General features: G+C 68.2%; 8 protein-coding genes. 2 read left to right on the forward strand and 6 right to left on the reverse strand.

Going from position 1 to position 7,991, the window contains the following annotated elements; genetic code table 11:
• The 3 genes from RTM68_RS15405 to RTM68_RS15415 form a co-directional block, all read right to left on the reverse strand.
• Nucleotides 1–273, reverse strand: a 273-nt coding sequence (locus RTM68_RS15405; RefSeq protein WP_312172554.1) for an alpha/beta hydrolase fold domain-containing protein, incomplete at its 3' end; no start/stop codon positions are given.
• An 88-nt stretch (nucleotides 274–361) separates the two neighbouring features.
• Nucleotides 362–1,528, reverse strand: a complete 1,167-nt coding sequence (gene rhaI / locus RTM68_RS15410) for an L-rhamnose isomerase (RefSeq protein WP_312172557.1) — start codon at nucleotides 1,526–1,528, stop codon at nucleotides 362–364.
• A complete protein-coding gene (locus tag RTM68_RS15415; protein ID WP_312172559.1) occupies nucleotides 1,525–1,926 on the reverse strand; it encodes an L-rhamnose mutarotase in 402 nt (133 codons plus the stop codon). Before RTM68_RS15415 ends, rhaI begins: the two co-directional genes overlap by 4 nt.
• Before the next feature lie 129 nt (nucleotides 1,927–2,055).
• On the opposite strand from RTM68_RS15415, the gene RTM68_RS15420 reads away from it, so the two are divergent.
• On the forward strand, nucleotides 2,056–2,838 hold the full coding sequence (locus tag RTM68_RS15420) for a nucleotidyltransferase domain-containing protein (protein ID WP_312172561.1): 783 nt from the start codon (nucleotides 2,056–2,058) through the stop codon (nucleotides 2,836–2,838).
• A gap of 6 nt (nucleotides 2,839–2,844) precedes the next feature.
• Here the strand turns inward: RTM68_RS15420 and RTM68_RS15425 are convergent, their stop codons facing one another.
• From RTM68_RS15425 to RTM68_RS15435, 3 genes are all read right to left on the reverse strand, one after another.
• Nucleotides 2,845–3,756 carry a carbohydrate ABC transporter permease gene (locus RTM68_RS15425; protein WP_312172563.1) on the reverse strand — a complete coding sequence of 304 codons (912 nt, stop codon included), beginning with the start codon at nucleotides 3,754–3,756 and terminating at the stop codon, nucleotides 2,845–2,847.
• The gene (locus RTM68_RS15430) at nucleotides 3,753–4,682 is read right to left on the reverse strand and encodes a sugar ABC transporter permease (RefSeq protein ID WP_312172565.1); all 930 of its coding nucleotides are present in this window, start codon (nucleotides 4,680–4,682) and stop codon (nucleotides 3,753–3,755) included. The genes RTM68_RS15425 and RTM68_RS15430 overlap by 4 nt, the downstream gene beginning before the upstream one ends.
• Nucleotides 4,683–4,754: 72 nt before the next feature.
• On the reverse strand, nucleotides 4,755–6,065 hold the full coding sequence (locus RTM68_RS15435; RefSeq protein ID WP_312172567.1) for an extracellular solute-binding protein: 1,311 nt from the start codon (nucleotides 6,063–6,065) through the stop codon (nucleotides 4,755–4,757).
• 242 nt (nucleotides 6,066–6,307) lie between these two features.
• Between RTM68_RS15435 and RTM68_RS15440 the strand changes: the two genes are divergently transcribed.
• A partial coding sequence (locus RTM68_RS15440; RefSeq protein ID WP_312172568.1) for a family 78 glycoside hydrolase catalytic domain occupies nucleotides 6,308–7,991 on the forward strand: 1,684 nt, incomplete at its 3' end.

Below are 7,991 nucleotides of genomic sequence, written 5' to 3' on the forward strand. Positions count from 1 at the left end.
CGCGACCGGATAGTGCACGCCGGCACGCTCCGGGGCCCCGGCGGCCGCAGCCCAGGTGCGAGGGAACGGCGCGAGCGAATAGTCGACCGAGACCACGACGATGCCCCGGTCGGCGAAGCTCCGTGCGACCCAGTCGGCCTCGGGCATGTCGATCTCGCCTGCGGCGAACCCTCCGCCGTGCGCCCAGACGAGACCGGGGCCTGCAGGAGTCTCCGGCACGTACACGCGCACGCGCAGCGGGCCGTGCGGCCCGTCGAGCACCTCGTCGCTCACAGCATCCGTCCTTCTGTCGATGGGGCGTCGGGATGCGGGGATCGGCTCCCGCATCCAGACGGGTCTCGTGGTGTCAGGCAGGGAGGGCTCAGGCGCCCCAGCCGGCCTGCACGCCGCCGACGCGCTCGGCGGCGATCTTCTGCTGGTAGCCCGACTCGGCGTAGGCCGCCATCGGGTCGGCGGCGAGACCGCGCGACTCGCGCCACTCGGCGAGGGCCGGACGCACGTCGGTGTAGAACGCGTCCATGAAGACCGCGTTCGCGGCGAGCACGTCGCCCGACTTCTGCGCGGCGGTCAGTGCCTCGCGGTCGACGATCAGCGCACGCGCCGTCATCTCCTGCACGTTGAGCACCGAGCGGATCTGGCCGGGGATCTTGTCTTCGACGTTGTGGCACTGGTCGAGCATGAAGGCCACGTCGGGGTTGTTCAGCCCGCCGCCGCGCACGACCTCGAACAGGATCCGGAACAGCTGGAACGGGTCGGCCGCACCGACGATCAGGTCGTCGTCGGCGTAGAACCGCGAGTTGAAGTCGAACGAGCCGAGCTTGCCGAGGCGCAGCAGCTGCATGACGATGAACTCGATGTTCGTGCCGGGGGCGTGGTGGCCCGTGTCGAGGCAGACCATCGCCTTGTCGCCGAGCGATGCGACCTGAGCGTACGACGTACCCCAGTCCGGAACGTCGGTGTGGTAGAACGCCGGCTCGAAGAACTTGTACTCCAGCACCAGACGCTGGTCGTCGCCGAGGCGCGCGTAGATCTGCTGCAGCGACTCCTGCAGACGGTCCTGACGGCCGCGCAGATCGGCCTGACCCGGGTAGTTCGAGCCCTCTGCGAGCCAGATCTTCAGGTCGCGGCTGCCCGTGGCGTCCATGACGTCGATGCAGGCGAGGTGGTGGTCGATCGCCTTCTGGCGGATCGCCGCGTCCTCATGCGTGAGGGCTCCGAACTTGTAGTCGTCGTCCTGGAAGGTGTTCGAGTTGATCGTGCCCAGCGTCACGCCGAGGTCCTCGGCATGCTTGCGCAGGTCGGAGTACGAGTCGACGAGGTCCCACGGGATGTGCAGGGCGACCGAGGGCGCGAGCGCGGTGTACTTGTTGACCTGCGCGGCATCCGCGATCTTCTCCCACGGGTCGCGCGGAGTGCCCGGCGTGCCGAACACCTTGAAGCGGGTGCCGGAGTTGCCGAACGCCCAGCTGGGGAGCTCGATGCCCTGCTGCTCGAGAGCGGCGAGGTTGTCGGACGAGAGGATGCTCATGAGGCGCTGCCTTCGGTGTCGTTGCGGTTGTCTGTGTCGGATGCTGCGGACTCGCCGGCCTCGGCGAGCTGGTCTTCGAGGTTGAACACCTCGGTGAGCGTGGTGGCCGCCTGATCGGGGCGCCCGTCGAGGCCGAGGAAGAAGCGGCCCATCTCGGCCTCCCAGCGGGCGGCCACGGGGGATGCGGCGAGATACGCCTGGGCGGCCGCGTCGTCGTCGACCTCGTAGTAGCCGATCAGCGTGCCGCCGTCGGCGAGGAAGAGCGAGTAGTTGCGGCGACCGGCGGCGGCGATCTCCGCCAGCATCTCGGGCCAGACCGGGGAATGGCGGTCGAGGTACTCGTCGAGCAGCTCGGGCCGCACCTGCAGCCGGAAGCACACGCGTGTGGGTGTTGTCATCGTCGACGACTCCTGGGTTGGTTTGTGAATCGTTTCAAGTGTACGGATGCGGCGGGGATCGCGCAAGCTCGGCGCGAGGGCTTGTATCGTTTCATCGACGACGGTCGTCGACGACGCGAAGGAGCGGGCGTGGAGCATCAGGAACGGGCGTTGGACGCCTATGTCGCACAGGTCTCGACGGACGACGACGTCGTGGGGGTCGTGCTCGTCGGTTCTGTCGCGCACGGGACCGAGCGTGAGGGATCCGACGTCGACGTGTACCTGGTCGTGACCGACGAGGCCTTCGCCCGCGCGGCCGCCGACGATCGGTGGGCGTGGATCGATCGGGTGGGCGTCGACTACCCCGGGTCGTACATCGACGTCAAGCTCGCGGACCTCGACTATCTGCGCACGGCGGCCGCGCGCGGCGACGATCCGACCAGGGCGTCGTTCGTCGATGCGCGGGTGGCGTTCAGCCGCACCGAGGAGCTCGCGGGGCTCGTCGCCGCGATCAGCGCTCTCGGCGACGAGGTGTGGGCGGAGCGCGTCCGCTCGCACATCGCACAGGCCCATCTCTATGGCGGCTACTTCCTGCGCCAGGCCGAGGAGCGGGGCGACCCGTTCCTGCTGCAGCACGCCACCACCCACCTCACTCTCGCGGCGGCGCGCGCCGCGCTCGCGGCATCGCGGCGGCTGATGCCCGGCCCCAAGTACATCCACGCCCTGGTGCGCGAGGTGCCGACGCCTGCGGGCTTCGTCGAGGCCTGGGACCGTGCGCTGACCGAGCAGTGCACCGCCGCGGGCGATGCGCTGATCGGCCAGCTCGATCAGTGGCTGGGCGCGGGGCAGACGCGCGACGAGTCGCTCTCGGTCTTCATCCGCGACAACGAGCTCGCCTGGCTCCGCGGGACGATCCCCGCCGAGTTCTTCTGACGCCACTCAGCCCTTCACCGCCCCGCTCGTCATTCCCGCGACGATCTGCCGGTTGAAGAAGATGTACATCACCAGCGGGGGGATCGTGATGAGCAGGATGTTCATGAACAGCAGGTTCCACTGATTGAGCGACTGGCTCTGGAAGTTGTAGAGAGTCAGCTGCACCGTCGCGTTCGCGTCGCCGGGGAGGAAGTACAGGGGGCCGGTGAAGTCGTTGAACACGGCCACGGACTGCACCACGATGACCGTCACGGCCACCGGCTTCAGCAGCGGCATCACGACCTGGAAGAACAGCCGGATCGGCCCGGCCCCGTCGATGACCGCCGCCTCGTCGAGCTCGCGGGGGATGGTCGAGATGAACGCGCGGAAGAGCAGGATGCAGAAGCTCAGCCCGAACGTCGCCTCGATGAGGATCATGCCGGGCATGGTCTTGAAGAGTCCGATCCCCTGGAGCACCCAGATGGTCGGCACGACGGCCGGCGGCACGATGAGCCCTGCCAGGACGAACACGTTGATCACGTGGTTCCAGCGCGACCTGCGCCGCTGCAGGATGTAGCCGACCATCGCGGCGAAGACGACCATGATCGCGACGCTCGCGACCGTGAGCACCGTCGAGTTGATGAACGCCGTCACCAGCATCCAGTCCCTCGTCTGCAGCACGGTGACGATGTTCTCCCAGAGGAACCAGCCCTGGGCCGGGAGCGAGAACTCGAAGAGCGCCGCCTCCTGCGGGTTCTTCACGGCGGTCAGGAAGATGAAGGCGAACGGCACGATGAAGACGATGACCGACGCGAGGATCGCGACGATGCCGACCAGGTAGCGCGTGACGAACAGCCGGGGTGTGAGCGGACGGCGGTCCGCCCGCCTGATCGTCGCCTTCGACGACCCCGCCGTCGTGATGGTGCGCGTGAGCGTCATTGCTCCACCTGCCTCTTGTTCAGGATGTACTGGATGGGCACGACGATCGCGGTCACCACGAGGAAGAGCACGACGTTGCCTGCGGTCGAGAGGCCGTAGAACCCGGCCTGGTACTGCTTGTAGATCACCGAGGCGATCACGTCGCTGGTGAACCCGGGCCCGCCCTTCGTCATGGCCCAGATCAGCTCGAACGAGCGCAGGCCGCCGATCAGCGAGAGCAGGATCACCGTGGCCGTGGCGGGCTGCACCAGCGGGAGGGTGATGTTCCGGAACCGCTGCCAGGCACTCGCGCCGTCGACCTTGGCTGCCTCGAAGTACTCCTGCGGGATCGCGACGAGGCCGGCGATGAAGATCAGGGTCGCGATGCCCACGCCCTTCCAGACGTCGACGAGGGCGACCGACAGCAGCGCCCATGCGGGGTCGGTGAGCCACCCGGGGCCGGTGATGCCGACGGAGGCGAGCGTCTGGTTGATGAGGCCGTCGAACGGGTCCATCAGCACCTTGAACGTGATGCCGATGCCGACGGTCGAGACGAGCACGGGGAAGAAGATCGTCGAGCGCAGGTACCCGCGGCCGAGGATGGATCCCGTCAGCAGCAGCGCGAGCGCCAGGCCGAGCACGACCTTGAGCGCCGATGTCACGAAACCGTAGACGAACGTGTTGACGAAGCCCTGCACGAGCATCGGCTCGGTGAAGAACTGCGTGTAGTTCTCGAACCCGATGAACTCGATGTCGAAGAGCGACCAGCGGGTGAGGCTGAAGTAGAACGAGGCGAAGGTCGGTATCGCGAACAGGACGATGTACAGCACGGCCGACGGGATGTAGAACCAGGTCGGGTACGAGCTGCTGAGGCCGCGGCGTCCGCGTGCTCTCTTGGCGGGGGATGCGGCGGGTGCCGTGGCGGGTGGGGTGGCGAGTGCGGTCATGGTGTCTCCGTCGAGTCGGGATTCCGGGATGCGGGCGCGCGGGGCGCCCGCATCCCGGAGATCAGCGCGTGGTCACCAGCCGTCGAGGCCGAGCTGCTGAGCCTGCTTCTTGACGTCCTCGTCGTAGAGGGCCGCCGCGTCGTCCGCACCGCGGATGCCGCTGCCCACCTCGACGGTGATGTTCTCGAGGTTCGGGCCCTTGATGGGGGAGAGGAACTCCAGTGCGGGGTTCGTCCGGTCCTCGTCGAAGTACACCTGCATGTCGGTCAGCAGGCCGGGCACGTCGGCCGGCAGCTCGCAGGTGCTGATCGCATAGGGGCCGGAGGGCACCATCGCCGTGTTCTGCACGTCGCAGCCGGCGGGGGAGTTGATGAACGCGACGAACGACTTCGCCGCCGCGAGCTGGTCGCCCTCGGTCGTCTTCGGGATGTACACGCCGTTCGGCAGCCACACCGTCAGCTTGGTGTCGTCGGCGTTCGCCGCCGGAAGCGCGAACACGCCGATGTTGTCGAGGTCGTCCGGGAAGTTCTGCTGGAAGGTCGACACGATGCCGGTCAGGATCGGGTAGTGCGCGCCCTCGCCCGTCGCCACCATGCGCGCTCCGTCGTCGTAGAGCGCCGAGGCGAAGTCCTCGTTCCACCAGCCCTTCTCGAAGCCCTCCTGCTGGTTCGCGAAGCCGGCCAGCGCGGGCTCGTCGACGTACTTGCGGTCGCCGGACGTGTAGCCCTCGGCCCAGTCGGCGTCCTGGGCGAGCACGTTCCCGAAGTCGCCGAGGATGAACAGCTGGCTCGTCCAGGTGTCGCCGTACGTCTGGATGACGGGGGCGATGCCCGCGGCCTTGATGGTCTCGTTGTTCGCGGCGAACTCGGCCCAGGTGGTCGGGACCGTGAGGCCCAGATCGGCGTAGATCTTCTTGTTGTAGACGACGGCGCCGGCCTGCGTCGCGCCGAAGGGGGCGCCGTACACGCCGTTCTCGGTGGAGACGACCGCGGCCATGTTGTCCTGCATGTCGCCCACCCAGTCCTGATCGTCCAGGGCGACGAGGTTCTGGTCGGGGTTCAGCGCCTGGAAGAGCGAGCCGGAGTTGTACCAGAACACGTCGGCCATCTCGCCGGTCGCGAGCTTGGTCTTCATCAGGTTGTCGCCCTCGGTGCCTGCGGGCTGAGACTCGATCTTGACGGTGATGTCGGGGTTCTCGTCTTCGAACGCCGCGATCATCGCCTCGGCCGATTCGACGTTCGTGCCCGAGTTGGGGACGAGGAACGTGATCTCGGTCGTGCCGTCGCCGCCGCCACCGCCGGTGCTGCATGCGGCGAGCGGGAGTGCGAGAGCCGCGACGCCTGCTGCGGCGACAAGGGCTCTCCGAGTACGGGTGCTGTTCATCCTTTACCTCTCTGTAAAAGCTGGACTCCGGACGCATCCTCATCGTCGAGGGCCGGTGCGGTCGAACGGCATTGAATCCATTCAACTCTCGGTAAGATACGACGATCTCCAGCCTGCGTCAATGATTCGATCGGAACTCGTCTCTCTCCTTGACATCGGAGATTGAATGCATTCAATATGGCTGTGCGCGGTAACACGCAGCCCGCGATGCGATGACGCACCCACCCGGAAGGAACCATGCCATGGCGGCAGCCCCCGATCCCTCGCTGACCGACGCCTCCACTCGGGTGGTGTCCCTGCGCTCTCAGCACGGCGCGGATCTCCTCGGAGTCCCGGGCGCCCGAGTGCGGCTCACCTGGCGGTGGGAGAGCGATGACGAGGGGGCCGAGCAGCGCGGCTATCAGATCGCCGCAGGAGGCGACGGCGCGGCTCCGACGCCCGGCGACGTGGTGCACTCGGGTGACTCCGTCGCGATCCCCGCGGGCGACCTCGCCTCGGGAGAGCGGCGCACCTTCTCCGTGCGCATCGCGACGGCGCACGGATGGACCGACTGGAGCGCCCCGCTCGTCGTGGAAGCCGGGCTCGAGTCCGCCGATCTCCGGGCGCGGGTGATCGGCATCCCCAGCGAGGTCGAGGGCCCCGTGGCCCTGCTCCGCACAGAGTTCGCCGTCGACACCCTGCCCGAGCGTGCACGGCTTCGCCTGAGTGCGCTCGGTCTGGTGGACGCCTGGATCAACGGTCGGCGTGCCGGCGACGCGCGCCTCACCCCGGGGTGGACCTCGTACCAGGAACGGGTGCTGCTCGACACGATCGACGTGACCGGCCTGCTGCACGAGGGCACGAACGTCATCGTGCTCGAGGTGGGCGACGGCTGGTATCGCGGGCGGATGGGCTTCGCGCTGCGTACCGAGATCTACGGCGACCGCTCGGGGGCTCTTGCGCAGATCGACACCGAGCACGGGGTGCTCGTCGCGACCGACACCTCGTGGCGCGGCGGCTTCGGCGCCGTGCGATCGGCGAGCATCTACGACGGCACCGCGATCGACCTGAACCACGCGCCGGCGGGTCTGCACACGCCCGGTTTCGACGACGCGCAGTGGACCGCCGCCGAGGTGATCGACTCCGACCTCGGCCGGTTCGAGCCCCGGTCGGCGCCCCCGGTGCGGGTCGTCTCCGAGCTCGACATGGCCCGCACGGCCCATGAGAGCGGAGCGCAGTTCGACGCGGGACAGAACATCACCGGCTGGGTGCGGCTGATCGTGCGCGGCACCGCCGGCGACCGCGTCACCATCCGCCACGCCGAGATCCTGGAACCGTCGGGCGAGCTCCACACCGCGGCGCTCCGGACCGCCGCGGCGACCGATCACTACATCCTCGATCGCGACGGCGAGCACGTGCTCGAGCCGCAGTTCACCTTCCACGGCTTCCAATACGCCCAGATCAGCGGCGACGTCGAGGTGCTGTCGGCGACGGCGGTCGCGATCTCCAGCGATCTGCCGCAGCGGTCGAGCTTCCGTTCCGCATCGGCCGCGCTGGACCGCTTCCACTCCAACGTCCTCTGGTCGCAGCGCGACAACTTCGTGTCGGTGCCCACCGACTGTCCGCAGCGCGACGAGCGCCTCGGCTGGACGGGCGACGCACAGGCGTTCGCGGCGACCGCGAGCACCCTGATGGATGCCGAGGCGTTCTGGCGCAGCTGGCTCCGCGACCTCGAGATCGATCAGACAGACGAGGGCGGCGTCGCCTCGGTCGTGCCCGACATCATCCGCTTCGAGGACATGCGCATGGGGTCGGCATACGTCGACAACATGGGGCGGGCCGGATGGGCGGATGCCGCCACGATCGTGCCCTGGGCGGTCTACGAGGCCGGCGGCAGCGACGAGGTGCTGCGGCAGCAGCTGCGGAGCATGCGCCGCTGGGTCGAGC

The organism is Microbacterium sp., from assembly GCF_031988965.1.
In the GTDB taxonomy this organism is placed as follows: Bacteria; Actinomycetota; Actinomycetes; order Actinomycetales; family Microbacteriaceae; genus Microbacterium.